The organism is Pseudomonas sp. RW407 (genome assembly GCF_003176655.1).
GTDB classification, from domain to species: domain Bacteria; phylum Pseudomonadota; class Gammaproteobacteria; order Pseudomonadales; family Pseudomonadaceae; genus Pseudomonas; species Pseudomonas delhiensis.
This window is the reverse complement of record NZ_QGSL01000029.1, coordinates 413911-437563: the sequence shown is the minus strand read 5'-3', so window position 1 is coordinate 437563 and position 23653 is coordinate 413911. Positions and strand designations below refer to the sequence as shown.

General features: G+C 66.6%; 24 protein-coding genes. 14 read left to right on the top strand and 10 right to left on the bottom strand.

Annotation, left to right across the window (positions count from 1 at the left end; genetic code table 11):
* Window positions 1-85: 85 nt before the first annotated feature.
* Window positions 86-1444 (bottom strand): MFS transporter, encoded by a 1359-nt coding sequence (locus DK254_RS02870; RefSeq protein ID WP_109932078.1) that lies wholly within the window; start codon window positions 1442-1444, stop codon window positions 86-88.
* Between the two features lie 269 nt (window positions 1445-1713).
* Between DK254_RS02870 and DK254_RS02865 the strand changes: the two genes are divergently transcribed.
* Complete coding sequence (locus DK254_RS02865; RefSeq protein ID WP_109932076.1) at window positions 1714-2598, top strand: LysR substrate-binding domain-containing protein; 885 nt, start codon at window positions 1714-1716, stop codon at window positions 2596-2598.
* A 168-nt stretch (window positions 2599-2766) separates the two neighbouring features.
* On the opposite strand, the gene DK254_RS02860 is transcribed toward DK254_RS02865, so the two are convergent.
* Window positions 2767-3636, bottom strand: a complete 870-nt coding sequence (locus tag DK254_RS02860) for a LysR substrate-binding domain-containing protein (RefSeq protein ID WP_109932074.1) — start codon at window positions 3634-3636, stop codon at window positions 2767-2769.
* Window positions 3637-3780: 144 nt separating this feature from the next.
* On the opposite strand from DK254_RS02860, the gene DK254_RS02855 reads away from it, so the two are divergent.
* Complete coding sequence (locus tag DK254_RS02855) at window positions 3781-4896, top strand: 2-aminoethylphosphonate--pyruvate transaminase (RefSeq protein ID WP_109932072.1); 1116 nt, start codon at window positions 3781-3783, stop codon at window positions 4894-4896.
* Between the two features lie 52 nt (window positions 4897-4948).
* Window positions 4949-5776 (top strand): phosphonoacetaldehyde hydrolase, encoded by an 828-nt coding sequence (gene phnX, locus DK254_RS02850; protein ID WP_109932070.1) that lies wholly within the window; start codon window positions 4949-4951, stop codon window positions 5774-5776.
* Window positions 5777-6340: 564 nt separating this feature from the next.
* Here the strand turns inward: phnX and DK254_RS02845 are convergent.
* Window positions 6341-6784, bottom strand: a complete 444-nt coding sequence (locus tag DK254_RS02845; protein WP_089390633.1) for a YhcB family protein — start codon at window positions 6782-6784, stop codon at window positions 6341-6343.
* A gap of 138 nt (window positions 6785-6922) precedes the next feature.
* Between DK254_RS02845 and DK254_RS02840 the strand changes: the two genes are divergently transcribed.
* The 3 genes from DK254_RS02840 to zapE all read left to right on the top strand — a co-directional run bounded on the left by DK254_RS02840 (window position 6923) and on the right by zapE (window position 10147).
* Window positions 6923-7567, top strand: a complete 645-nt coding sequence (locus tag DK254_RS02840; protein WP_109932068.1) for an alpha/beta hydrolase — start codon at window positions 6923-6925, stop codon at window positions 7565-7567.
* Between the two features lie 43 nt (window positions 7568-7610).
* A complete protein-coding gene (locus tag DK254_RS02835; RefSeq protein ID WP_109932066.1) occupies window positions 7611-8957 on the top strand; it encodes a tryptophan--tRNA ligase in 1347 nt (448 codons plus the stop codon).
* A 95-nt stretch (window positions 8958-9052) separates the two neighbouring features.
* Entirely contained in the window at window positions 9053-10147 is a 1095-nt protein-coding gene (zapE, locus tag DK254_RS02830; protein WP_043272363.1) for a cell division protein ZapE, read from the top strand.
* 90 nt (window positions 10148-10237) lie between these two features.
* Here the strand turns inward: zapE and DK254_RS02825 are convergent, their stop codons facing one another.
* Both DK254_RS02825 and DK254_RS02820 read right to left on the bottom strand, forming a co-directional pair.
* Window positions 10238-11197, bottom strand: coding sequence for a hypothetical protein (locus DK254_RS02825; RefSeq protein ID WP_109932064.1), 960 nt, complete (start codon window positions 11195-11197; stop codon window positions 10238-10240).
* A gap of 90 nt (window positions 11198-11287) precedes the next feature.
* Window positions 11288-12187: a GlxA family transcriptional regulator gene (locus tag DK254_RS02820; RefSeq protein WP_167364809.1), complete on the bottom strand. Its 900-nt coding sequence runs from the start codon at window positions 12185-12187 to the stop codon at window positions 11288-11290.
* Between the two features lie 250 nt (window positions 12188-12437).
* Here DK254_RS02820 and DK254_RS02815 point away from each other — a divergent pair, with 250 nt between their 5' ends.
* Window positions 12438-13574: an acyl-CoA dehydrogenase family protein gene (locus DK254_RS02815; RefSeq protein ID WP_109932062.1), complete on the top strand. Its 1137-nt coding sequence runs from the start codon at window positions 12438-12440 to the stop codon at window positions 13572-13574.
* Between the two features lie 109 nt (window positions 13575-13683).
* On the opposite strand, the gene DK254_RS02810 is transcribed toward DK254_RS02815, so the two are convergent.
* Window positions 13684-14721, bottom strand: a complete 1038-nt coding sequence (locus DK254_RS02810; RefSeq protein WP_109932060.1) for an NADP(H)-dependent aldo-keto reductase — start codon at window positions 14719-14721, stop codon at window positions 13684-13686.
* 244 nt (window positions 14722-14965) lie between these two features.
* Here DK254_RS02810 and rplM point away from each other — a divergent pair, with 244 nt between their 5' ends.
* From rplM to DK254_RS02775, 7 genes are all read left to right on the top strand, one after another.
* Window positions 14966-15394, top strand: a complete 429-nt coding sequence (rplM, locus tag DK254_RS02805; RefSeq protein ID WP_109932058.1) for a 50S ribosomal protein L13 — start codon at window positions 14966-14968, stop codon at window positions 15392-15394.
* A gap of 14 nt (window positions 15395-15408) precedes the next feature.
* Window positions 15409-15801: a 30S ribosomal protein S9 gene (gene rpsI, locus DK254_RS02800; RefSeq protein WP_009617885.1), complete on the top strand. Its 393-nt coding sequence runs from the start codon at window positions 15409-15411 to the stop codon at window positions 15799-15801.
* A gap of 261 nt (window positions 15802-16062) precedes the next feature.
* Complete coding sequence (petA, locus tag DK254_RS02795) at window positions 16063-16653, top strand: ubiquinol-cytochrome c reductase iron-sulfur subunit (protein WP_109932056.1); 591 nt, start codon at window positions 16063-16065, stop codon at window positions 16651-16653.
* Window positions 16653-17864 (top strand): cytochrome bc complex cytochrome b subunit, encoded by a 1212-nt coding sequence (locus tag DK254_RS02790; RefSeq protein WP_109932054.1) that lies wholly within the window; start codon window positions 16653-16655, stop codon window positions 17862-17864. Before petA ends, DK254_RS02790 begins: the two co-directional genes overlap by 1 nt.
* Window positions 17864-18646 carry a cytochrome c1 gene (locus DK254_RS02785; RefSeq protein ID WP_109932052.1) on the top strand — a complete coding sequence of 261 codons (783 nt, stop codon included), beginning with the start codon at window positions 17864-17866 and terminating at the stop codon, window positions 18644-18646. Before DK254_RS02790 ends, DK254_RS02785 begins: the two co-directional genes overlap by 1 nt.
* A gap of 92 nt (window positions 18647-18738) precedes the next feature.
* On the top strand, window positions 18739-19356 hold the full coding sequence (locus DK254_RS02780; RefSeq protein ID WP_109932050.1) for a glutathione S-transferase N-terminal domain-containing protein: 618 nt from the start codon (window positions 18739-18741) through the stop codon (window positions 19354-19356).
* 11 nt (window positions 19357-19367) lie between these two features.
* Window positions 19368-19775, top strand: a complete 408-nt coding sequence (locus DK254_RS02775; RefSeq protein ID WP_089390705.1) for a ClpXP protease specificity-enhancing factor — start codon at window positions 19368-19370, stop codon at window positions 19773-19775.
* Window positions 19776-20152: 377 nt separating this feature from the next.
* Here the strand turns inward: DK254_RS02775 and DK254_RS02770 are convergent, their stop codons facing one another.
* From DK254_RS02770 to DK254_RS02755, 4 genes are read right to left on the bottom strand one after another with little or no spacing between them, the layout of a single operon-like run.
* Window positions 20153-20734, bottom strand: a complete 582-nt coding sequence (locus DK254_RS02770; protein WP_109932048.1) for a BON domain-containing protein — start codon at window positions 20732-20734, stop codon at window positions 20153-20155.
* Window positions 20731-21324 (bottom strand): phosphoheptose isomerase, encoded by a 594-nt coding sequence (locus DK254_RS02765; protein WP_009617899.1) that lies wholly within the window; start codon window positions 21322-21324, stop codon window positions 20731-20733. Before DK254_RS02765 ends, DK254_RS02770 begins: the two co-directional genes overlap by 4 nt.
* A gap of 28 nt (window positions 21325-21352) precedes the next feature.
* Window positions 21353-21730: a YraN family protein gene (locus DK254_RS02760; RefSeq protein ID WP_371921101.1), complete on the bottom strand. Its 378-nt coding sequence runs from the start codon at window positions 21728-21730 to the stop codon at window positions 21353-21355.
* Window positions 21730-23544, bottom strand: a complete 1815-nt coding sequence (locus tag DK254_RS02755; RefSeq protein WP_109932944.1) for a penicillin-binding protein activator — start codon at window positions 23542-23544, stop codon at window positions 21730-21732. The genes DK254_RS02760 and DK254_RS02755 overlap by 1 nt, the downstream gene beginning before the upstream one ends.
* Between the last annotated feature and the right edge of the window lie 109 nt (window positions 23545-23653).

Genomic DNA, 23653 nt, shown 5'->3' with positions numbered 1-23653 from the left:
TCGGGTTTCGGGCAGGGTTCGCCGCGCCGGGGCGGCCGGCGTGCGTCTGGTGTCGTGGGCTGGGCACGTCCTTGTGCCCCGGGCTTCAGGTGCGCGCCGGGCGTACCCGCAGCGGCCGGTTGGGGGTGGCCGGGGCGCTCTGGCGCGCGCCGTCGGGCAGGCTGTTCCAGTGCGGCAGCAGGATGGCGGCGGAGATCAGCGCGGTGATGGTGAAGCCGATGAACACGCTGTAGGTGTCGAAGTAGCCGGGCAGCAGGCCGCCGAGGATGGCGCCCACCGAGCCGCAGCCATTGACGAAGCCGGCCGCGGTGCCGGCGGCCTTGCCGGTGCCGAAGTCGATGGCGGCGGCGCCGCTGATCATCGAGTCCGGGCCGTAGAGGGTCAGGCCCATCATGAACAGCAGGGCGAACACCAGCAGGGCGCTGCCGGTCTGCATGGCCGGGACGAACAGCGCCAGGCAGGCGGTCAGGCCGATCAGGCTGATCACGCAGGCGGGCATGCGCCGCGCGCCGAACAGCTTGTCCGAGGCCAGGCCGATGAGGATGGGGCCGAGCAACCCGGCGATCTCGAAGGAGGTCGGCAGCACCGCGGCGCCCACCTTGCCCAGGGCCGGCATGCGCTCGTAGACGATCACCGGGCCCCACAGCAGGATGGCGTAGCGCGCGGGCTTGAGCAGGAAGTAGGCCAGGCCGAGGGTCATCACGGTGCGGTTGCGCAGCACGGCGCCCAGGGTCTCCCAGAAGCCGGGGTTCCTGCCCTGTTCATGGAAGCCGGCGTAGTGCACGGCCTGTGGCTCGTCCGCCTCGATCGGCGGCAGGCCGACGTCCTGCGGGCGGTTGCGCTGCAGCAGCAGGAACAGCAGGGCGACGCCGCCGACCACCGCGGCGGACGAATAGAAGGCCGCGTGCCAGGTGCCGAACACGCTGTAGGCCCACCAGCCGGCGAAGGGCGAGGCGACCAGGCCGCCGAAGGCGTAGCAGGTGCTCCACAGGCCGAGGATGCGGCCGCGCTCGTGGGCGGCGAAGAAGCTGCCCATGTTCTTGCACAGGCCGGACCAGCCGGTGGACTGCGCCAGGCCCTGGATGACCATGCAACTGGCGAAGATCGGCACGGTGGCGAAGGTGCCCATGACCAGGGCGGCGAGGGTGGAGATCACCAGGCCGCCGAACACCACCACGCGGGGGCCGAAGCGGTCGGCGAAGACGCCCCAGGTGAACTGGCCCACGGCGTAGGCGGCCAGGTAGATGGCGTCCATGTCGGCCATCATCGCCTTGTCCAGTTCGAAACTCGTGTCCTCGGCGATGCCGAGCTTGGCCACGGAGAAGGCCTTGCGGGTGAAGTAGAAGGCGGCGTAGGCGAGCCAGGTGATCGCGAAGATCTGCACGCGCCAGCGTTGCATGGAACCTTTGCCCGCGCGGGCTGCGGTACCGGTGGGGTTGCTCATCCGATCTGACCTCGTTGTTGTAGGAGTGCCGGCAGTCAGGGAAAAACTTGTTGTTGTTATATGAGCGGGCCGTCCCTTTCCGGAGGTGACGGGTCAGAGCCAATGCGGGTGAGGTTGCCGTGGGCCTGGGGCGCGCGGTGAAACGAATGGAAGCAACTTCGGATAAATAAATAAAATCGATTTATCAAATTTTAAAAATAAGTCTGACTTGTAAGTCACGCAGCCCGGTGACAGAGTGGCGGCTTCCCGATCCCCGCGGAGCCAGGCCCATGCAGGTTTCCCACGCGCAACTGAAGGCCTTCCACGCCGTGGCCCTGACCGGCAGCTTCACCCGCGCCGCCGAGCGCCTGTTCCTCACCCAGCCGGCGGTTTCCGACCAGGTGCGCAAGCTGGAGGAGCGCTACGGCGTGCTGCTGTTCCACCGCAACAAGCGCTCGGTGCGCCTGACCGACCTGGGCGAGCGCCTGCTGGCGGTGACCCAGCGGCTGTTCGTCATCGAGGCCGAGGCCCACGAGCTGCTGGCGGCCTCCAGCGCCCTGCAGACCGGCAACCTGACCCTGGCGGTGGACGCCGCGGTGCACCTGCTGCCGCAGGTGGCGCGCTTCTGCCAGCGCTACCCGGGCATCCACGTGCGCATCGAGAGCGGCAACACCGACGAGTCGCTGCAATCGCTGTTCAACTACCGGGCCGACCTGGCGCTGCTGGGCCGCGCGGTGGAGGACGAGCGCCTGCTGTCGGTGACCCTGCGCAGCGACCCCATCGTCGCCTTCGTCGCCAGCGGCCACCCCTGGGCGCAGCGCGAATCCATCCGCCTGGCGGACCTGGACGACACGCCGCTGGTGCTGCGCGAGCAGGGCTCGGTGACGCGCCAGACCCTCGAGGAGGAAATGCACCGCGCCGGCCTGCGCATCCGCCCGGCCATCGAGGTGGAAGGCCGCGAGGCCGCCCGCGAGGCGGTGGTGGCGGGCATCGGCCTGGGTGTGGTGTCGGCCGCCGAGTTCGGTGCCGACAGCCGCGTGCACGCGTTGCCGATCGTCGATTGCGAAAGGCGCATGAGCGAGACGCTGGTGTGCCTGCGCGAGCAGAGTTCGCGGCGGATAGTGGCGACCTTCCTCGATGTGGTGCGGGAGGGGCTGGAAGGGGCCACCGGGTAGGCCGGCGCGGCCTGGGCGTTCAATCGCGGACGGAGTCCGCTCCTACGCAGGCCGAGCCATGTCATTCCCCTGTAGGAGCGCGCCCTGCGCGCGAATCGCGGGCAGGGCCCGCTCCTACGATCGTGCTTCCTGGAACCGCGGACTCTGTCCGTGGTTGGCAACGGCGGGTCAGGCCACACCATCCTCCGCCAACTCCAGGAACGCGCTCACCACCCGCAACCCGCGGCGCCGTTCCAGGCAGCCGATGGAATGGCGGTTCACCAGGCCTTCGCCGACCAGCGGCACGGCGCGCACCCGCGGGTCGCGGCTCACTTCCAGCGAGGAGACGATGCCGATGCCCAGTTCCGCCGCCACCGCCTCGGTGACTGCCTCGCGGCTGCTCAGCTCCATCAGCACCCGTGGTTGTATCCGCAGGGCGCCACAGGCGCGGTCGAAGGTGCGCCGGGTGATGGAGTCCGCCTCGCGCAGCACCATGATCTGCCCATCCAGCTCCGCCAGCGGCACGCCCTCGCCGCGCCCGCACCAGGGGTGCTCCGCCGGCAGCAGGGCGCACAGGTGCGATTCCACCAGCTCGCGCAGGTACAGCCCGGGGCGCTCGTCCACCTCGGTCACCACGGCGACGTCCACGTGCTCGCTGAGCAGGGCGCTCAGCGTCTCGTGGGCATTGCCCAGGCGCAGGTTGACGGTGATGCCCGGGTAGCGCGCGCGCAGGCGGGCGAGCAGGGGCATGACCAGGTGCGGGCCGTCGGCCGCCACCTCCAGGCGCCCGCTGAGCAGCTTGCGGTTGGCGTCGAGCAGCGTCTCGGCCTCTTCCTCCAGGGCGAACAGGGTACGGCTGATGGCCGCCAGGCGGCGGCCTTCCTCGGTCAGCTCGACGGCGCGGGCGGTGCGCCGGAACAGGTTGACCTGGTAGTGCTCCTCCAGCGCCTTGACGTGCCCGGTCACCGCCGGCTGGCTGATGAACAGGCGCTCGGCGGCGCGGGTGAAGCTGCCTTCGCGGGCGACGGCGTCGAAGGCGCGGAGCTGGAACAGGTTCATGTGTATAGGTCCGACTTATGCCTGGGATCATGACAAACAATTTGAGCGATAACTCGCCGCTTGGCAACGTATGCCCAGGCCCGGTCGACGGGCCGTGACAAGAACCTCACCCCGCACAGGTTTTCCCCTGAAGAGGAACCGAGCATGAGCACTGCCGAGCGCGCGCCCATCCTGCTGACCCCCGGCCCCCTGACCACCTCCCCGCGGACCCGCCGCGCGATGCTGGTCGACTGGGGCTCCTGGGACAACGACTTCAACGCCCTGACCGCCAGCGTCTGTTCCCGCCTGCTGGCCATCATCCACGGCGAAGGCAGCCACACCTGCGTTCCGCTGCAGGGCAGCGGAACCTTCTCCGTCGAGGCCGCGGTGGGCACCCTGGTGCCGCGCGACGGCAAGGTGCTGGTGCTGATCAACGGCGCCTACGGCAAGCGCCTGGCGAGGATCTGCCAGGTGATCGGCCGCCAGTTCTCCACCTTCGAGACCGAGGAAGACGTGCCCACCACCGCCGAGGACGTCGACCGTCTGCTCGCCGCCGACCCGGCCGTGACCCACGTGGCGCTGATCCACTGCGAGACCAGCACCGGCATCCTCAACCCGCTCGAGGCCATCGCCAAGGTCATCGAGGCCCATGGCAAGCGCCTGATCATCGATGCCATGAGTTCCTTCGGCGCGCTGGACATCGACGCCCGCAAGGTGCCCTTCGACGCGCTGATCGCCGCCTCCGGCAAGTGCCTGGAAGGCGTGCCCGGCATGGGCTTCGTGTTCGCCCGCAACGCCTCGCTGGCGGCCAGCGCCGGCAACTGCCACTCCCTGGCCATGGACCTGCAGGACCAGCACGCCTACATGGCCAAGACCGGCCAGTGGCGCTTCACCCCGCCCACCCACGTGGTCGCCGCGCTGCACGAGGCGCTGACGCAGTACGAGGAGGAGGGCGGCCTGGCGGCCCGTCACAAACGTTACGCGGACAACTGCCAGACTCTGCTGGACGAGATGGCCAAGCTCGGTTTGCGCAGCTTCCTGCCGGCGGCCATCCAGGCGCCGATCATCGTCACATTCCACGCCCCGCGCGATGCCCGCTACAACTTCACCGAGTTCTACAACCGGGTGCGCGAGAAGGGCTACATCCTCTACCCGGGCAAGCTGACCCAGGTGGAAACCTTCCGCGTCGGCTGCATCGGCCAGGTCGACGCCCAGGGCATGCGCGAGGCGGTCGCCGCCATCGCCGAGACCCTGCGCGAGATGGAAGTCTTCGAAGTCTGAACCCCTTTCCCGGCGCAGGCCCGGCCTGCGCCCGACAAACAGGATGGAAGCGATGAACTACGAACAACCCAAGCAACTGCAAGCCGCCGTTCTGGACTGGGCCGGCACCGTGGTCGACTTCGGCTCCTTCGCGCCGACGCAGATCTTCGTCGAGGCCTTCGCCGAGTTCGGCGTGCAGGTCAGCCTGGAGGAAGCCCGCGGCCCCATGGGCATGGGCAAGTGGGACCACATCCGCACCCTGTGCGACATCCCGGCCATCGCCGAGCGCTACAAGGCCAGGTTCGGCCGCGTCCCGAGCGACGACGACGTCACTGCCATCTACGAGCGCTTCATGCCGCTGCAGATCGAGAAGATCGCCGAGCACTCGGCGCTGATCCCCGGCGCCCTGGAAGCCATCGAGCAACTGCGCGAACAGGGCCTGAAGATCGGCTCCTGCTCCGGCTACCCGGCGGTGGTGATGGAGAAGGTGGTCAAGCTGGCCGCCACCAAGGGCTACGTCGCCGACCACGTGGTGGCCACCGACGAAGTGCCCAACGGCCGCCCGCACCCGGCCCAGGCCCTGGCCAACGTGATCGCCCTGGGCATCGACGACGTGGCCGCCTGCGTGAAGGTCGACGACACCTGGCCGGGCATCCTCGAAGGCCGCCGCGCCGGCATGTGGACGGTGGCGCTGACCTGCTCGGGCAATGCCCTGGGCCTGACCTATGAGCAGTACAAGGCGCTGCCGGCGGACAAGCTGGAGCAGGAGCGCCGGCGCATCGGGCAGATGTTCGAGGGCTCGCGCCCGCACTACCTGATCGACACCATCGCCGAGCTGCCGGCGGTGGTGGCCGACATCAACGCCCGCCTGGCGCGCGGGGAGATGCCGCAGAGCTTCTGAGGTTTTCCGGTGTGAGACAAAGGCCCGCCTCGCAGGCTGTGTGAAAAACCGAGCGGCTCTTCGAAGAGCGCGTTCCTACGTGAAATCTGAAGAGGCTTGGCTATTCAGCCAATCCAGAATCCACGTAGAAACGCGAAATCCAGGTTGTTTTTTAACCAGTGGGACCGATCCTGAGGTTTTCACACAGCCTGTTCGGCGGGGCTTTTCTTTGGCGCTTGCTCGCGAATGGTGCTCACCTGTGACCACCGTGTATTGGCTTGCCTTCGCTCCCTCTCCCTAACCCTCTCCCTGAAGGGAGAGGGGACTGTCCGTGCCGGTGGACACAGCAGCGCTCGCCGGCAGGGTCGGGTTGGCAGTGAGCGCCGGTATTACGCTTCACACCACACGGCTCCCTCTCCCTTCAGGGAGAGGGCTGGGGAGAGGGTACGGGCTCAACGTTGGCGCCAAACCACCCGGTCAACACCATTCGTGATCAAGCACCAGGCGCCCTCTCGCTCCTGCGACATCCGGTTTCCGAACATGAAAAAACCCCGCCATGGCGGGGTTTTTCCGGGCGCTGCGGGCTCAGAGCTTGCGCTTGAGGCCGTAGGTCTCGTCCAGGGTGCCGGGGCCTTCGCCGGTCTTCGGCGCGTAGTCCTTCGGCGCCTCCTGGCTGGCCGGCGGGGTCAGGCGCTCGCGGCGCTCGGGGTAGCTGTCCTCGGCGTGCAGGGCGGCCAGCAGGCGCTGCTTGGTCTGCTCGTCCAGGGCCAGGCGCTCGGCGCTCTCGGACAGGTGTTCCTGGACGTCCTGGTAGCTCTGGGTGAGCTTCTTCACCAGGCTGGCGGTGGTGTTGAAGTGCGTCACCACCTCGCGCTGGTAACTGTCGAAGCGTTCCTGCAGGTCATCGACCTGGCGTTGCATGCGGTTGGGCGCGGCGCCGGGCAGCAGGCGGGCGATCAGGAAGCCGACAGCGGCCCCGACGAGCAGAGCGATGACCGGGACCAACCAGGTGGTGAGGGACTGTTCCACGCGAATCCTTCCTCTATAGACGGCTTTGCTTTACGTTAGCGGCTTGCACCTGCGCTGTATACCACGGGGCGAGGCCTCGGTGTCGGCGCGGTATCGAGCTAGACGAGACGACCCGCCTCGGGGTCACGGAGTTGCTGTTTGTCCACCCGCGAAATCCCCCTGTTCATCGATGGCCCGGACGGCCCCCTGGAAGCCCTGCACCTGGACACGCCCGGCGCCGTCGGCGTGGCGCTGATCTGCCATCCGCACCCGCTGTTCGCCGGCACCATGCAGAACAAGGTGGTCGCCACCCTGCAGCGCATCGCCCGGGATGCCGGCTACGCCACCCTGCGTTTCAACTTCCGTGGCGTCGGCCAGAGCGCCGGCAACTACGCCGACGGCCGCGGCGAGATCGACGACGCCCTGGCCGCGGCCCGTTGGCTCGGGGAGAAACACCCCGGCCTGCCGCTGACGCCGATGGGCTTCTCCTTCGGCTCCTGCGTGGCCGGCAACGCCGCCGCGCGCCTGGAAGGGCAGGGCGTGGCCCTGCGCCATCTGTTCATGCTGGCGCCGCCGGTGGAACGCTTCGCCGTCGAGTTGCCGCGGCAGTGCCCCATCACCGTGGTACAGCCCGAAGATGACGAAGTGGTGACCCCGGCCCGCGTCTACGCCTGGAGCGAGTCGCTGGCGCTGCCCCACGAACTGCTGCGCGTGCCCGGGTGCAGCCACTTCTTCCACGGCAAGCTGATCGAGCTCAAGGACCTGCTGCAGCCCCGGCTCGCGCCGGCCGGCGCCGCGGGTTAACATCCAGGCCGCTCATTTTTCCCGCGCTGATTTCTGGTATCCCATGACGACCCGCATCCTCACCGGCATCACCACCACCGGCACCCCGCACCTGGGCAACTACGCTGGCGCCATCCGCCCGGCGATCGTCGCCAGCCGCGACCCGCAGGCCGACTCCTTCTACTTCCTGGCCGACTACCACGCGCTGATCAAGTGCGACGACCCGCTGCGCATCCAGCGCTCGCGCCTGGAGATCGCCGCCACCTGGCTGGCCCTGGGCCTGGATACCGACAAGGCGACCTTCTACCGCCAGTCCGACATCCCCGAGATCCCCGAGCTGACCTGGCTGCTGACCTGCGTCACGGCCAAGGGCCTGCTCAACCGCGCCCACGCCTACAAGGCCTCGGTGGACAAGAACGTCGAGGCCGGGGAGGACCCGGACGCCGGCGTCAGCATGGGCCTGTACAGCTACCCGATCCTGATGGCCGCGGACATCCTGATGTTCAATGCGCACAAGGTGCCGGTCGGCCGCGACCAGATCCAGCACGTGGAGATGGCCCGCGACATCGGCCAGCGCTTCAACCACCTGTTCGGCAACGGCAAGGAGCTGTTCACCCTGCCGGAGGTGGTGATCGAGGAAGAAGTGGCGACCCTGCCGGGCCTGGACGGGCGCAAGATGTCCAAGAGCTACGACAACACCATCCCGCTGTTCGGCAGCAGCAAGCAGCTCAAGGACGCCATCGCCCGCATCGTCACCGACTCCCGCGCGCCCGGCGAGCCGAAGGACCCGGACAACTCGCACCTGTTCACCCTCTACCAGGCCTTCGCCAAGCCGGCGCAGCTGGCCGAATTCCGCGCCGCGCTGCTCGAAGGCCTGGCCTGGGGCGAGGCCAAGCAGCGCCTCTACGCGCTGCTGGAAGCCGAGCTGGGCGAGGCCCGCGAGCGCTACCACACGCTGATCACCCGCCCGGGCGACCTGGAGGACATCCTCCTGGCCGGCGCCGCCAAGGCTCGCCGCATCGCCACCCCGTTCCTCGGCGAGCTGCGCGAGGCCGTGGGCCTGCGCTCCTTCCGCGAGCAGGTGCAGGTGGCCGGCGAGGGCAAGAAGAAGGCCGCCAGGAGCGCGCGCATCGTCAGCTTCCGCGAGGAAGACGGCAGCTTCCGCTTCCGCCTGCTGGACGCCGCCGGCGAGCAGTTGCTGCTGTCCAGTGCCTTCGCCGACGGCAAGTCCGCCGGGGCGGTGAGCAAGCGCCTGCAGGGCGGCGAGGCGCTGGACCTGCGCGCAGAAGGCAATGCCTTCGCCCTGTGGCTGGACGGTGCGGCCGTGGCGCAGAGCCCGGCGTTCGCCGACGCCGCCAGCCGCGACGCCGCCATCGAGCGCGTGCGCGAGGCGCTGGCGCCCCAGGAGTAAGGTTGCGAACGGCCATCCTCGACGGATGGCCGATTGCCAAGAAGCGGGGCCGTCGCTAAAGTGTCGGCCCCGTTTTCGTTGCCTTGCTACCGATCATGACGCCCCTTCAGCGCTACCAGGAAGACCTCAAACGTCCCGATTTCTTCCACGATGCGGCCCAGGCCAATGCCGTGAAGCACCTGCAGCGTCTATATGACGACCTGCTGGCGGCCGACCAGGCCAAGCCCGGGCTGTTCGGCAAGCTGCTCGGCAAGAAGTCCAACGGGCCGGTCAAGGGCCTGTACTTCTGGGGCGGCGTGGGGCGCGGCAAGACCTACCTGGTGGACACCTTCTTCGACGCGCTGCCGTTCAAGCAGAAGATGCGCACGCACTTCCACCGCTTCATGAAGCGCGTGCACGAGGAAATGAAGACCCTCAAGGGCGAGAAGAACCCGCTGACCATCATCGGCAAGCGCTTCGCCGACGAGGCCCGGGTAATCTGCTTCGACGAATTCTTCGTCTCCGACATCACCGACGCCATGATCCTCGCGACCCTGCTGGAGGAGCTGTTCAAGAACGGCGTCAGCCTGGTGGCGACCTCCAACATCGTGCCCGACGGCCTGTACCGGGACGGCCTGCAGCGCGCCCGCTTCCTGCCGGCCATCGCCCTGCTCAAGGAGCACACCGAGGTGGTCAACGTCGACAGTGGCGTGGACTACCGCCTGCGCGCCCTGGAGCAGGCCGAGCTGTACCACTGGCCGCTCACCGAGCAGGCCGAGCAGGCCATGGCCCGCGACTTCCGCAAGCTCACCCCGGAGTGCGCCGCGGCCACCCGCGACGACGTGCTGATGATCGAGAACCGCGAGATCCGCGCGCGCCTGACCTGCGACGACGTGGCCTGGTTCGAGTACCGCGAGCTGTGCGACGGCCCGCGCAGCCAGAACGACTACATCGAGCTGGCGAAGATCTTCCACGCGGTGCTGATCTCCAACGTCGAGCAGATGAACGTGGCCAAGGACGACATGGCCCGCCGCTTCATCAACCTGGTGGACGAGTTCTACGACCGCAACGTCAAGCTGATCATCTCCGCCGAGGTCGAGCTGAAGGACCTGTACACCGGTGGCCGCCTGGAGTTCGAGTTCCAGCGCACCTTGAGCCGCCTGCTGGAGATGCAGTCCCACGAGTTCCTCAGCCGGCCGCACCGGCCTTGAGGGGGCGATGAAAAAGGGCTGCCGGATGGCAGCCCTTTTTCGTTTCTGGCTCTTCGTAGGAGCGAGCTTGCTCGCTCCTACGAAAAGCATTCAGCGCTGCGCGGTCTGCGCCTCGGCCTTCTGCAGCAACTGCTTGGCGTGCGCCACTTCCAGCGCCTCCATGGCGTTGATCGGCTTGATCGCCACGGCTTTCTGCAGTTGTTCCAGGGCCTTCTGCTGCTCGTCATCGCCATACACGTAGCCCAGCGCGTTGGCGTATTCGTAGTGGCCGATGGGCAGGTCGTCGCTGGCGCGGAAGGAGCGGGCGAAGTAGCTCTCCATCTTGTCCGCGCTGACGCCGTAGGTCATGCGCCCGACCAGCTTGCCGACCTTGCGGATCACGCCGGCCTCGTAGCCGCCGTACAGCGCCAGGGCGAAGGGCTGGTTGGGCTGCTTGGCGAGAATGGCGTCCAGCTCCCTGGGAATGTCGCTGGTGTAGCCGCGCTTGAGCACCACCGGCACCGGCAGTTCCTCCGCCAGCCGCGCCTTGGCGTAGGCGCGGCCGAACTGGGCGATGGGGTCGGCGTTGAGCAGCGGGCCGGCCTGGTCGGTGTAGCTGATCACTTCCTCCAGCAACTGCTGCTTGTCCGCCGCCGGGGCCAGGAACATCGCGTAGAGCACCTGGGCGAACATCGCCGGCACCTGGCCGCCGACGCCCAGGGCCAGGCCGTCCTGCCGGGCCTGGGCGAAGTCGCCGCGGAACACCTTGCGCCATACGTCCTGCAGCTTCTCGGCGTAGGCCTGGGCTTCTTCGGGCTTGCCGCTGAAGCCGCTGCCGGCGGCGACGGTCCTGGCCACCGCGTCGGGGTGGGCGGCGGCCATCTTCGTCACCCAGGCGGCGTCGGGGAAGGGGTAGCCGCCGAAGCCGCGGGTCAGCTGCGGCCAGGCGCTGCGCAGCTTGTCGCCTGAATAGTCGAAAGCGTTCTGGTCGTAGGGGAAGGGCTTCCAGTCGCCCGCGGCGAAGGCGGGCAGGCAGAAGCAGGCGAGCAGGACGAGCAATAGGCGGCGCATGGCGGTATCCCGTGTTCTTGTTCTGGAAGGGCAGCCCCGATCATAGGCAGCTGCCCCGGTGCACGGGACCTATCCTACGGCTGGCGTGTTTCAGGCCTCTTTCCGCCGGTACTGGTTGCGGTAGTGGTTGGGTGACAGCTTGGTGTGCTGGCGGAACAGCCGGGCGAAGAAGCTGGCGTCGTCGTAGCCCACCTCGTAGCTGATGGTCTTGATGCTCTTGCGCGAGGTCGACAGCAGGCTGCGCGCCGTCTCGATGCGCAGGCGCTGCAGGTAGTGCAGCGGCTTGTCGCCGGTGGCGGCCTGGAAGCGGCGCATGAAGTTGCGGATGCTCATGCCGTGCTCGCGGGCCACGTCCTCGAAGCGGAACTTGTCCGCATAGTGGTCCTCCAGCCATTGCTGGACCTGCAGGATGGCCGGGTCGTGGTGCAGCTTCTGGCCGCCGAAGCCCAGGCGCCCGGGGGTGTAGCTGCGCTGCACCTCGAAGAGGATGTCGCGGGAGACGCCCTGGGCCACGTTGGCGCCGCAGAAGCGCTCGATCAGGTACAGGTAGAGGTCGCGGGCGGAGGTCACGCCGCTGGCGGCATAGAGGTTGTCGGCGTCGGTGATGTGCTTCTCGCGGTTGAGCAGCACCTTGGGGTAGCGTGCGGCGAAGTCGTCGAAGAAGCGCCAGTAGGTGGTCGCCTCCTTGCCATCCAGCAGGCCGGCCTCGGCCAGCCAGAACACCCCGGTGGCCTCGCTGCCGATGGCGCAGCCGGCGGCGTGGCGTTCGCGCAGCCAGGGCACCACCTGTGGATAACGCGCCAGCAACTGGTCGAAGTCGCCCCAGAAGGCCGGCAGTATCACCAGGTCGGATTCGTCGAGGGCGCCGTCCACCGCCAGCAGGTCGCCGCTGAACGCGCGCACCGGCTGGCCGTCGGGGCTGACGATGCGGCTGCGCAGCAGCGGCGTGAGGCCCAGGCCTTCCTGCCTGCCGAAGCGCAGGCTGGCCATGTGCAGAAAGTCCCGCGCCTGCATGAGCGTGGAGGCGAAGACACCGTCGGTCGCAAGAATGCTGACCCTTTTCAGGGAAGATACGGATTGTTCGGACATCGTTCTTATCATTGTTGTTGAGGGCCGCATTCGACGCTTAACCGGTCAAATGACGGCTGGATCGTCTTATTTTTTGGCGCAAGTGTCCAGTAGGCGCCGCTCGGCGGGCTGCCCTACATTCGGCCCTCCAGCGAGGCGCCAGGAGGCGAGCATGATCCCCAGAACCCTGTTCAGTTCCGACCATGAGCTTTTCCGCGACAGCGTGCGCAAGTTCCTCGAGCAGGAAGCCGTGCCTTTCCACCACCAGTGGGAGAAGGACGGCCACATCGACCGCGCCCTGTGGAACAAGGCGGGGGAGGCGGGGATGCTCTGTTCGCACATCCCCGAGGCCTACGGCGGCATGGCCGCGGACTTCCTCTACAGCGCGGTGGTGATCGAGGAGATCGGCCGCTTCGGCCTGACCGGCATCGGCTTCTCCCTGCACTCGGACATAGTCGCGCCCTACATCCTGCATTACGGCAGCGAGGCGCAGAAGCTGCACTACCTGCCGAAGCTGGTTTCCGGCGAGATGGTCGGCGCCATCGCCATGACCGAGCCGGGCGCCGGTTCCGACCTGCAGGGGGTGAAGACCACCGCGGTGCTGGATGGCGACGAATACGTCATCAACGGCTCCAAGACCTTCATCACCAACGGCTTCCTCGCCGACCTGGTGATAGTGGTGGCCAAGACCGACCCCAAGGCCGGCGCCAAGGGCACCAGCCTGTTCCTGGTCGAGGCCGGCACCCCGGGCTTCGAGAAGGGCAAGCGCCTGGAGAAGGTCGGCATGAAGGCCCAGGACACCTCCGAGCTGTTCTTCCAGGACGTGCGCGTGCCCAGGGAGGCCCTGCTCGGCCAGCCGGGGCAGGGCTTCATCTACCTGATGCAGGAGCTGCCCCAGGAGCGCCTGACCGTGGCCCTGGGCGCCCTGGCCTCGGCCGAGGCGGCGCTGAAGTGGACACTCGACTACACCCGCGAGCGCAAGGCCTTCGGCAAGGCCGTGGCGGACTTCCAGAACACCCGCTTCAAGCTGGCCGAGATGGCCACCGAGATCCAGGTCGGGCGCACCTTCGTCGACCGCTGCCTGGAGCTGCACCTGGAAGGCAAGCTCGACGTGCCCACCGCGGCCATGGCCAAGTACTGGACCACCGACCTGCAGTGCAAGGTGCTCGACGAGTGCGTGCAACTGCACGGCGGCTACGGCTACATGTGGGAATACCCGGTGGCCCGCGCCTGGGCCGACGCGCGGGTGCAGCGCATCTACGCGGGGACCAACGAGATCATGAAGGAAATTATCGCCCGGTCGTTGTAAGCGGCTGCGGGCCTTTCGTAGGAGCGAGCTTGCTCGCGAACCTTCCTTGCACCGGGCCAGTCCGGCAGAGTGCGGTTCGCGAGCAAGCTCGCTCCTACAGGGGCTGCTCTCAGGGCGCCGGGTTGGGCTGGTCCTTGTGGATCGCCTCGATGCCGGCCAGTACCTCTTCCGAGAGCTGCAGGTGGAGGCTGCCCAGGTTGCTTTCCAGCTGCTCCAGCGAGGTCGCGCCAATGATGTTGCTGGTCACGAACGGCTGGCGGGTGACGAAGGCCAGGGCCATCTGCGCCGGGTCCAGGCCGTGCTCGCGGGCCAGGGCCACGTAGCGGGCGCAGGCGCGCTCGCTCTGCGGGTTGGTGTAGCGGGTGAAGCGGCTGAACAGGGTGATGCGGGCGTTGGCCGGGCGCGCGCCGTTGTCGTACTTGCCCGAGAGCATGCCGAAGGCCAGCGGCGAGTAGGCCAGCAGGCCGCAGCGCTCGCGGATGGCGATTTCCGCCAGGCCCACCTCGAAGCTGCGGTTGAGCAGGTTGTAGGGGTTCTGGATCGACACCGCCCTTGGCCAGCCGCGCTGCTCGGCCAGCTGCAGGAAGCGCATGGTGCCCCAGGGCGTCTCGTTGGACAGGCCGACGTGGCGGATCTTGCCGGCGCGCACCTGCTCGTCGAGCACGTCCAGGGTTTCCTCCAGCGGGGTGAAGTCCTGGGCCTTGTGCTGGTAGCCGAGCTGGCCGAAGAAGTTGGTGCTGCGCTCGGGCCAGTGCAGCTGGTAGAGGTCGATCCAGTCGGTCTGCAGGCGCTTCAGGCTGGCGTCCAGCGCGGCCACGATGTTCTTGCGGTCATGCTTGAGCTGGCCGTCGCGGATGTGGCTGATGCCGTTGCCGGGGCCGGCCACCTTGCTGGCCAGGATCCAGTCGGCGCGGTCGCCGCGCTGGCGGAACCAGTTGCCGATGATCTGCTCGGTGCGCGAGTAGGTTTCGGCGCGCGGCGGCACCGGGTACATCTCGGCGGTGTCGATGAAGTTGACGCCGGCGGCCTTGGCCAGGTCGATCTGGGCGAAGGCCTGGGCTTCGCTGTTCTGCTCCCCCCAGGTCATGGTGCCGAGGCACAGGGCGCTGACTTGCAGTCCGGTGCGGCCGAGCGGGCGGTACTCCATGCGCTTCTCCTAGTGAAATCGAGTGTCGACGAGGTTGTAAATTCTGCCGGAATCTGCATAATTCGCCAGCCTTTCATCGGTGGGGGATGCCTAGCCTGCCGATTGATACATCTAGTCGTTACGGACGCACACTGACCCGAGCCCCAAATCGTGTCTGTTTCTGGCTGTCCTTGACTTGTCAAGGCAACCACTGTCCAGTAAGATTCGCCGTCTTATTTTCAGGCGGCCCCTGAGGCTATAACGAATGAAAACTTTCACCGCGAAACCAGAAACTGTTAAGCGCGACTGGTTCGTCGTCGACGCTGCTGGCCTGACCCTGGGTCGCCTGGCTACCGAAATCGCTACCCGCCTGCGCGGCAAGCACAAGCCGGAATACACCCCGCACGTTGACACCGGCGACTACATCGTCGTCATCAACGCCGAGCAGGTTCGTGTCACTGGCGCGAAAACCACCGACAAGATGTACTACCACCACTCGGGCTTCCCGGGCGGTATCAAGTCGATCAACTTCGAGAAGCTGATTGCCAAGGCTCCCGAGCGCGTCATCGAGATCGCGGTCAAAGGCATGCTGCCGAAGAACCCGCTGGGTCGCGACATGTACCGCAAGCTGAAAGTGTACAAGGGTGCCAGCCACCCGCACACCGCTCAGCAGCCTCAAGAACTGAAGATTTAACGGGATAGCTCATCATGTCGGCGACTCAAAATTACGGCACTGGCCGTCGTAAGACCGCTACCGCACGCGTCTTCCTGCGTCCGGGTACCGGCAATATTTCCATCAACAACCGCAGCCTGGACGTGTTCTTCGGCCGCGAAACCGCTCGCATGGTCGTACGTCAGCCGCTCGAGCTGACCGAGAACACCGAGAAGTTCGACATCTACGTCACCGTCGTCGGTGGTGGTGTCAGCGGCCAGGCCGGTGCGATCCGCCACGGTATCACCCGCGCCCTGATCGAATACGACGAAACCCTGCGCAGCGCCCTGCGCAAAGCCGGCTACGTCACCCGCGACGCCCGTGAGGTTGAGCGTAAGAAAGTCGGTCTGCGTAAAGCGCGTAAGCGTCCGCAGTACTCCAAGCGTTAATACGGCGCTTCGAAAAAAACGCCCAGCTCCAACAGGACTGGGCGTTTTTTTATGCCTAGGATTAAGGTGGCCGGCAATTTATGCGGCAAGGTGTCGCACGCCTGAGAGCCGCGTGGCACAAGGGCTCCAGCTTCCTGTTCAAGGGTAATTACCTTGTCAGGTACAGGGCTTTTCTTTACCATTTGGCGAATTTTTCTGCGGCACAACTTTTACTCTAAGGCCCGAGAAGATAACGGGCTAAAGCTGATGGGAGACGACTGAATGAGTAATGACGGCGTGAATGCAGGCCGGCGTCGCTTCCTCGTCGCGGCCACTTCGGTGGTCGGCGCCGCGGGAGCTGTCGGTGCTGCGGTCCCGTTCGTGGGGTCATGGTTCCCTAGTGCCAAGGCCAAGGCGGCCGGCGCGCCGGTGAAGGTGAATGTCGGCAAGATCGAACCAGGGCAGCAGGTCATCGCTGAATGGCGCGGCAAGCCGGTGTTCCTGGTTCACCGAACCAAGGAAATGCTCGACGCCCTGCCGACCCTCGAGGGTCAGCTGGCCGACCCGGAATCCAAGGCCTCCGACCAGCCGACCTACGTCGATCCCAAGCTGCGCTCCATCAAGCCGGAACTCGCCGTTATCGTTGGTATCTGTACCCACCTGGGCTGCTCGCCGACCTTCCGCCCGGAAGTCGCTCCCGCCGACCTCGGTCCGGACTGGAAGGGTGGCTACTTCTGCCCCTGCCACGGCTCCCACTACGATCTGGCCGGTCGCGTCTACAAGGGCCAGCCCGCGCCCCTGAACCTGCCGATTCCGCCCTATAGCCTCGATGGTGACGTGCTGACCATCGGTGTGGACCAGGAGAAAGCCTGATGAACAAGTTCATGGCTTGGGTCGATGCCCGCTTCCCCGCGACCAAGATGTGGGAAGACCATCTGAGCAAGTATTACGCCCCGAAGAACTTCAACTTCTGGTACTTCTTCGGCTCCCTGGCGCTGCTGGTGCTGGTCAACCAGATCCTCACCGGCGTCTGGCTGACCATGAGCTTCACGCCGTCGTCGGAAGAAGCCTTCGCCTCCGTGGAATACATCATGCGTGATGTGGACTACGGCTGGATCATCCGCTACATGCACTCCACCGGTGCATCGGCGTTCTTCATCGTGGTCTACCTCCACATGTTCCGCGGCCTGCTCTACGGCTCCTACCAGAAGCCGCGCGAGCTGGTGTGGCTGTTCGGCATGCTGATCTACCTCGCCCTGATGGCCGAGGCCTTCATGGGCTACCTGCTGCCCTGGGGCCAGATGTCCTACTGGGGCGCCCAGGTGATCATCTCGCTGTTCGGCGCCATCCCGGTGGTGGGCGAGGCGCTGGCGCAGTGGATCCGCGGTGACTTCCTGATCTCCGGCATCACCCTGAACCGCTTCTTCGCCCTGCACGTGATCGCCTTGCCGATCGTCCTGCTCGGCCTGGTCGTGCTGCACATCCTGGCGCTGCACGAAGTCGGCTCGAACAACCCCGACGGCGTGGACATCAAGAAGAAGAAGGACGAGAACGGCATCCCGCTGGACGGCATCCCGTTCCACCCGTACTACACCGTCAAGGACATCCTCGGCGTGGTGGTCTTCCTGTTCGTGTTCTGCACCGTGATCTTCTTCTTCCCGGAAATGGGCGGGTTCTTCCTCGAGAAGCCCAACTTCGAGATGGCGAACCAGTTCAAGACCCCCGAGCACATCGCCCCGGTGTGGTACTTCACCCCGTTCTACGCGATCCTGCGCGCCGTTCCGGACAAGCTGATGGGCGTCATCGCCATGGGCGCCGCCATCGCCGTGCTGTTCGTGCTGCCGTGGCTCGACCGTAGCCCGGTACGCTCGATCCGCTACAAGGGTTGGCTGAGCAAAATCTGGCTGGTGATCTTCGCGGTGTCCTTCGTGATCCTCGGCTACTACGGCTCTCAGGCCCCGTCGCCGCTGGGCACCACGCTGTCGCGTCTGTGCACCATCCTGTATTTCGCGTTCTTCATCCTGATGCCGTTCTACACCCGGATGGAGAAAACCAAACCGGTTCCGGAAAGGGTGACTGGCTGATGAAAAAGCAATTCGCAGCATTGATTCTGGCCCTGGTGCCCCTCTTCGGCTTCGCCGCCGAAGGCCACGGACCGGCCCTCGATCACGTCGACATCGACCTGACCGACAAAGCGGCCATGCAGGATGGCGCGCGTACCTTCGCCAACTACTGCATGGGTTGCCACAGCGCCAAGTTCCAGCGTTACGAGCGCGTTTCCCGTGACCTCGGGATTCCCGAGGAGCTGATGCTGAGCCACCTGGTGTTCACCGGGGCGAAGATCGGCGACCACATGGACATCGGCATGAAGCCGGCCGACGCCAAGGTCTGGTTCGGCGCCGCGCCGCCGGACCTGACCCTGGTGGCCCGCGTGCGTGGCACCGACTGGCTGTACACCTACCTGCGCTCCTTCTACGAGGACCCCAAGCGTCCGTGGGGGGTGAACAACAAGGTGTTCCCGAACGTCGGCATGCCCAACGTGCTGGGTAGCGTGCAAGGTCGCCAGGTTATCGGTTGCAAGCAGATCCAGGTCGTGGAAAATGGCAAGAAGCAGTTCGATCCGCTGACCGGTACGCCGCTGACCCACGAGGCCTGCGACCAGCTCACCGTGGTGCCGAAGACCGGCCAGCTGACCGAAGCACAGTTCGACGAGAAGGTGAAGAACCTGGTGACCTTCCTGGCTTACTCGGCTGACCCGAACAAGCTGGATTCCCACCGCATCGGCACCTACGTCCTGCTGTACCTGGCCTTCTTCTTCGTGTTCGCCTACCTGCTCAAGCGCGAATACTGGAAGGACGTGCACTAAGCACAGCCAGCTCCAAGCGTTGAAGCGCGCGCGCCCCTCGGGGCGCGCGCGTCTTTTTACCTCCCTGAAATGCTGTTGCGAGGAGGCCCGGCATGGCCGCAGTCAATAAACTCACCTGTTACTCCGACCCTGCCGATCACTACTGCCACCGCGTGCGTCTGGTCCTGGCGGAAAAGAACGTCCAGGCCGACATCGTCGAGGTCCAGGCCGGGCGCTGCCCGCCGAAGCTGGCCGAGGTGAACCCCTACGCCAGCGTGCCGACCCTGGTCGACCGCGACCTCGTGCTCTACGAGTCGACGGTGATCATGGAATACCTGGAAGAGCGCTACCCGCACCCGCCGCTGATGCCGGTGTACCCGGTGGCGCGCGCCAACACCCGCCTGCTGGTGCACCGCATCCAGCGCGACTGGTGCGCCCTGGTCGACCGCATCCTCGACGATCGTCAGAAGGATGGCGATCGCGCCTTGGCGCGCAAGGAGTTGCGTGAGAGTCTAACGGGTGTGTCGCCGCTGTTCGCCGAGAAGCCTTTCTTCCTCAGCGAGGAGTTGAGCCTGGTCGACTGCTGCCTGCTGCCGATCCTCTGGCGCCTGCCCCGGCTCGGCATCGAGCTGCCGCGGCAGGCCAAGCCGTTGCTCGACTACATGGAGCGGCAGTTCGCCCGTGACAGCTTCCAGGCTAGTCTGTCCTCCATCGAACGTGATATGCGCTAAGGAAACCGATGATGAATTCCAGTCGACCCTACCTCGTACGAGCCCTCTATGAGTGGATCGTCGACAACGGCTGTACACCGCATATCCTGGTGAACGCCGAGTACCCGGGGGTCAAGGTGCCGCCGGGCTATGCCAGTGACGGCCAGATCGTCCTCAACGTGTCGCCCACGGCGGTGCGCCACCTGCTGATGGACAACGAGGCGGTGAGCTTCGAGGGGCGCTTCGGCGGCGTGGCGCAGAGCCTGTACATCCCGTCCCAGGCGGTGATGGCGGTCTATGCGCGGGAGAACGGCCAGGGCATGGTCTTCGACCTGGAGCCGCCGGTGCCGGCGGACGACGAGGAGCTGCAGGACGACGGCGGCCCCAGCGACGAGCCGCCAAAGCCCAGCGGGCGACCCAGCCTGAAGGTGGTCAAGTAAGAAAAAAAGGCGATCCGAGGATCGCCTTTTTCATGCCTGCGCGGTTGTGATGGTTCGTCGGCGGGCAGGTGGGCCCGTAGGAGCCTGCTTTGCAGGGCGCGCCGACTTCGCCCAACCCATCCTGTGGTGGCATTTCTCCGGAACCGTAGGGCGAATAACGCCTACGGCGTTATCCGCCGAATCGCGGACAGAGCCTGCTCCGGAAGCACGAGCGTAGGAGCGGACTCCGTCCGCGATTGGATTCACCGGCCACGCCGGGCGTCCCGGTGCAATTTTGGCCAACGGCGGATAACCGCGAACGGTTATGCGCCCTGCAGCGGTCGCAGCGCCAAGAAAAAGCCCCGCTTGGCGGGGCTTTTTCAACCGGCTGAACTCGCTCAGTCGATGTATTCGAACAACCGCACGATCTTCTGCACGCCATTGACGTTCTGCACCACCTGGGTGGCCAGGTCGCCTTCGCGGCGGGTCACCAGGCCCAGCATGTAGACGATGCCGTTCTCGGTGACGACCTTGATGCGCGAGGACGGCACGTTGGCGTCGGCCAGCATCTGCGTCTTGATCTTGGTGGTCAGCCAGGTGTCGTTGTTGCGCGCCAGCAGCGAGGAGGGCTGGATGACCTGCAGCTCGTTGTGCACGGTCTTGACCTTCTGCACGTTGCGCGCGGCCTGCTCGGCCTTGTTCTTCAGGTCGGCGCGTGGCGTCTGGCCGGCCAGCAGGACCACGCCGTTGTAGCTGATGACGACGACGTGCGAGTTGCGGTCCAGGTCCGGATCGGCCTTGGCGACGTTGACCGCGACCTTGGTCTCGATCAGCGAGTCGTCGATGGTGCTGCCGATGGTGCGGGTGCCGCGGTTGTCGTCGATGGGCTCCTCGCGGGTGGCGCTGAGGAAGCTGCTGCAGCCGCCCATGACCAGGGTCAGGGCAAGGAGGCCGGCGAGGGTCAGCGGACTACGACTCATTCTTCACTCCCGAACAGTTGACGATCGATGAGGTCGCACAGGCAGTGGATCACCAGCAGGTGCACTTCCTGGATGCGTGCGGTCACCTTGGCCGGCACGCGGATCTCGACATCCTCCGGCAGCAGCAGCGAGGCCATGCCGCCGCCGTCGCGGCCGGTCAGGGCCACCACCACCATCTCGCGGTCGTGGGCAGCCTGGATGGCCTGGATGACGTTGGCCGAGTTGCCGCTGGTGGAAATAGCCAGCAGCACGTCGCCGGGCTGGCCGAGGGCGCGGATCTGCTTGGAGAACACCTCGTTGTAGCTGTAGTCGTTGGCGATCGAGGTGATGGTCGAGCTGTCGGTGGTCAGGGCCACGGCGGGCAGGCTCGGGCGCTCGCGCTCGAAGCGGTTGAGCAGTTCCGAGGAGAAATGCTGGGCGTCGCCCGCCGAGCCGCCGTTGCCGCAACTGAGGATCTTGCCTTCGTTGAGCAGGGCATTGACCATCACCATGCTGGCCTGTTCGATATGCGGAATCAGCACTTCCGTGGCCTGCTGCTTGGTCTCGATGCTGGCATGGAAGAGCTGGCGGATACGGGATTGCATGTCCATCAGGTGTGACCTTTCGTCGAGCGTCTGATCAGGTGTCAAAGGCGTTGGTGATCCAGTTCAGTTGAGCGGGTGGGGTTCCCGCGGAGGGCTGCACCGCCACTACGTCGAACCGGCAGGGGTGCCGGGACCAGCGGGCTTCCTGTTGCAGAAAATGTTCGGCGGCGGCGACCAGCCGCTGGCGCTTGTGCGCATCCACGCTTTCCAGGGCGCCACCCCAGGCCTGGTGCCGGCGGCAGCGAACTTCGACGAATACTACTGTATCGCCGTCCAGCATGACCAGATCGAGCTCGCCACGGCGGCACCGCCAGTTCTGCGCCAGCAGGCGCAGGCCCTGGCCTTGCAGGTGCTCGCGGGCGAGCTGCTCGGCGCGGCGCCCGAGTTCGGCGGAGCCGCCGCGCCCGCCGATCAAAGGCCGCCGTTCTCCAGTGCCTGCGCCTGGCCATTGCGGAACTCCGCCCAGGGCAGCTGGCGCTGGATGCGCTGGTTGGGCGCCAGGCTCAGGTTGCCGGTGAAGCCGTCGAGCTGCATGCTCGGCAGGGCCTTCAGCTCCGGCAGGCGCGGGGCCAGGCGGTAGGCGTCGGCGCCCATGGCGTAGAGGCGGCCGAGGCTGGTGGCGGCCTGCGGCCACTGGGCCACGACCTGCTGGCGCAGCGGGTTGCCGGTCTGCAGCAGCCAGGGCGTCTCGCAGAAGCGGATGCCGTTGAGGTCCTGGTCCTGCGCCGGGTTGCTCTGGCCGGTGTAGAGGTTGGAGGTGGCGTAGACCGGCAGGTCGCCGGCGTACTGGAAGGCCAGGGTCGGCTTGATCTGGCGCGCCTGCTGCGGGGTCGAGGCGAGGAAGATGAAGTCGATGTCCTGGCGGCGCGAGGGCTGGGTGTCGACGTTGCTGTCGAGCACGCCCTGCAGGCGCTTGGCGCGGCCTTCGCTCTGGCGCAGCTGGAGCAGGTCGGCGATCTGCTGGGCCAGCTCCACCGGCTGGTCGACGTGCTCGGCGGCGATCAGGGTGCCGCCGCGGGCCTGCCAGTCACGGCTGAAGGCCGCCAGCACGCGGTCGCCCCAGTCGCCGCGCGGCACCAGCGCCACGGCGCGGCGCATGCCGTCGTCCCAGGCCTTGCGGGCCACTTCGCGGGCCTCGTCCTCGGCCGACAGGCCGAACTGGAACAACTGGGCCGGGCCGGTCTGGGCGCTGTCGGTGTAGTTCAGGGCCAGGGTGGTGATGGGCAGTTGCGGACGATCGCCGAGCTGCTTGACCAGCGGCTTCTCCAGCGGGCCGACCACCAGTTGCACGCCGTCGGCCTGGGCCTGGCGGTAGAAGTCGTCCAGCGAGCGCACCTGGCTGCTGTCGTAGAGCTGGATGGCCGGCTGCTGGCTGCCGCCCTGCTGGGCCTGGTAGTAGGCGGCCATGAAGCCGTCCTGCAGGGCGCGGGCGACGCCGGCCAGCTGGCCTTGCTGGGGCAGCAGCAGGCCGATCTTGTTCAGCGGCTGGGCGGCCAGCGACTTGAGCTTCTCCAGGGCGTCCGGCAGTTGCTTGGCCGCCGGGTGCTGCGGGTTCTGCTGGCGCCAGGTGTCGATGTTGGCCTGCTGCTCCTGCAGGGTCGAGGCGCTCTTCACCACGCGGGCCAGGTCCAGCCAGCCGTTCAGGTCGCCTTCGTTGGCCACCGGTTGCAGCTGCTCCACCGGCAGGCTGGAGACCAGGCCCCAGATGGCCTCGTGGTTGGCCTTGCTGGCCTCGGCGTTGAGCAGCGGGTCGACGAACACGCGCTCGCGGGCGGCGGCCAGGGCCTGGCCATCGGCGGCCAGGGCCTGGGCCTTGACCAGGCCGCTGCGCGCCTGCTGTTCCACCGGCAGCTCGCCCAGGTGGGCGAAGCTGGGGTGGTCGAAGGCCTTGAGGGCGGCCTTGGGCTTGTTGCGGGCCAGGGAAATCTGCGCATCCAGGGTGCTGGCGAAGATCTGCTGCGCCGGCTTGAGGCTATCCATCGGCAGTTGCTCGAGGATCTGCGCGGCGCGGGCGATGTCCTTCTGCTGGTAGGCAAGGTCCGCGGCCGACAGCTTGAGCAGCACGGCTTCCTCGGGCTTGGCGGTGGCGGCCTGCTGCAGCAGTTGCTCGATGCTGGCGTTCGGGGTGCGCGGCAACTCGCCGAGGTTGGAAGAGGGCGAGCTGGCGCAGGCGGCCAGCAGGGTGGCCAGGCACAGGGCGGAAAGCGGACGCAGTCGAGCGATCATCATCGGGCTTCTCGTGGCGCATTCAAAGAGTCGGCAATTGTACCCAAGGCGGCTGGCCGAGGCGATGGCAGGCGCCTGAAACGGGATACAATGGGGAATTTTCCGGTTC

Coding starts and splice junctions, on each gene's coding strand:
- DK254_RS02870 (WP_109932078.1), bottom strand. CDS start 1,444: ATGAGCAACCCCACCGGTACCGCAGCCCGCGCGGGCAAAGGTTCCATG.
- DK254_RS02865 (WP_109932076.1), top strand. CDS start 1,714: ATGCAGGTTTCCCACGCGCAACTGAAGGCCTTCCACGCCGTGGCCCTG.
- DK254_RS02860 (WP_109932074.1), bottom strand. CDS start 3,636: ATGAACCTGTTCCAGCTCCGCGCCTTCGACGCCGTCGCCCGCGAAGGC.
- DK254_RS02855 (WP_109932072.1), top strand. CDS start 3,781: ATGAGCACTGCCGAGCGCGCGCCCATCCTGCTGACCCCCGGCCCCCTG.
- phnX (WP_109932070.1), top strand. CDS start 4,949: ATGAACTACGAACAACCCAAGCAACTGCAAGCCGCCGTTCTGGACTGG.
- DK254_RS02835 (WP_109932066.1), top strand. CDS start 7,611: ATGACGACCCGCATCCTCACCGGCATCACCACCACCGGCACCCCGCAC.
- zapE (WP_043272363.1), top strand. CDS start 9,053: ATGACGCCCCTTCAGCGCTACCAGGAAGACCTCAAACGTCCCGATTTC.
- DK254_RS02825 (WP_109932064.1), bottom strand. CDS start 11,197: ATGCGCCGCCTATTGCTCGTCCTGCTCGCCTGCTTCTGCCTGCCCGCC.
- DK254_RS02820 (WP_167364809.1), bottom strand. CDS start 12,187: ATGGCCAGCCTGCGCTTCGGCAGGCAGGAAGGCCTGGGCCTCACGCCG.
- DK254_RS02815 (WP_109932062.1), top strand. CDS start 12,438: ATGATCCCCAGAACCCTGTTCAGTTCCGACCATGAGCTTTTCCGCGAC.
- DK254_RS02810 (WP_109932060.1), bottom strand. CDS start 14,721: ATGGAGTACCGCCCGCTCGGCCGCACCGGACTGCAAGTCAGCGCCCTG.
- rplM (WP_109932058.1), top strand. CDS start 14,966: ATGAAAACTTTCACCGCGAAACCAGAAACTGTTAAGCGCGACTGGTTC.
- rpsI (WP_009617885.1), top strand. CDS start 15,409: ATGTCGGCGACTCAAAATTACGGCACTGGCCGTCGTAAGACCGCTACC.
- petA (WP_109932056.1), top strand. CDS start 16,063: ATGAGTAATGACGGCGTGAATGCAGGCCGGCGTCGCTTCCTCGTCGCG.
- DK254_RS02790 (WP_109932054.1), top strand. CDS start 16,653: ATGAACAAGTTCATGGCTTGGGTCGATGCCCGCTTCCCCGCGACCAAG.
- DK254_RS02785 (WP_109932052.1), top strand. CDS start 17,864: ATGAAAAAGCAATTCGCAGCATTGATTCTGGCCCTGGTGCCCCTCTTC.
- DK254_RS02780 (WP_109932050.1), top strand. CDS start 18,739: ATGGCCGCAGTCAATAAACTCACCTGTTACTCCGACCCTGCCGATCAC.
- DK254_RS02775 (WP_089390705.1), top strand. CDS start 19,368: ATGAATTCCAGTCGACCCTACCTCGTACGAGCCCTCTATGAGTGGATC.
- DK254_RS02770 (WP_109932048.1), bottom strand. CDS start 20,734: ATGAGTCGTAGTCCGCTGACCCTCGCCGGCCTCCTTGCCCTGACCCTG.
- DK254_RS02765 (WP_009617899.1), bottom strand. CDS start 21,324: ATGGACATGCAATCCCGTATCCGCCAGCTCTTCCATGCCAGCATCGAG.
- DK254_RS02755 (WP_109932944.1), bottom strand. CDS start 23,544: ATGATCGCTCGACTGCGTCCGCTTTCCGCCCTGTGCCTGGCCACCCTG.